Origin of the sequence: Algibacter lectus (assembly GCF_004368925.1) — a bacterium.
Taxonomy (GTDB): Bacteria; Bacteroidota; Bacteroidia; order Flavobacteriales; family Flavobacteriaceae; genus Algibacter; species Algibacter lectus.
Genome location: NZ_SORL01000005.1, coordinates 1 through 650 on the forward strand (window position 1 = coordinate 1; position 650 = coordinate 650).

Genomic DNA, 650 nt, shown 5'->3' on the forward strand with positions numbered 1-650 from the left:
ACGCAGGTACACATACAGTAACGATTACTGACAGTAAAGGATGTAAACTTGAAAATATCAGTGTTACAATTACTCAACCAACTGCAATAACAGCTAGTGCTGTACAAGATAGTCCAGTTACTTGTTTTGGTGAACCTAACGGTTCGGCTACAGTAACTGCTGCTAACGGAAATGGTGGATATACTTATTTATGGGATAACGGGGAAACTACTGCTACAGCAACTGCTTTAAACGCAGGTACACATACAGTAACGATTACTGATAGTAAAGGATGTAAACTTGAAAATGTTAGTGTTACAATTACTCAACCAGATGCTATAACAGCTAGTGCTGTACAAGATAGTCCAGTTACTTGTTTTGGTGAATCTAACGGTTCGGCTACAGTAACTGCTGCTAACGGAAATGGTGGGTATACTTATTTATGGGATAACGGGGAAACTACTGCTACAGCAACTGCTTTAAACGCAGGTACACATACAGTAACGATTACTGACAGTAAAGGATGTAAACTTGAAAATATCAGTGTTACAATTACTCAACCAACTGCAATAACAGCTTCAATAGCAACGGTAACCGATGTACTTTGTAACAGTGAAGCAACTGGAAGTATAGATATTACTGTAGTTGGTGGTACTGCTCCATACTCTTTT

General features: G+C 38.6%; 1 protein-coding gene. It reads left to right on the plus strand.

The genetic code is table 11. The annotated features are described in order from the left end of the window. Positions 1-650: SprB repeat-containing protein (locus DFQ06_RS19310; protein WP_208326561.1), on the plus strand; the 650-nt coding region annotated here is incomplete at both ends.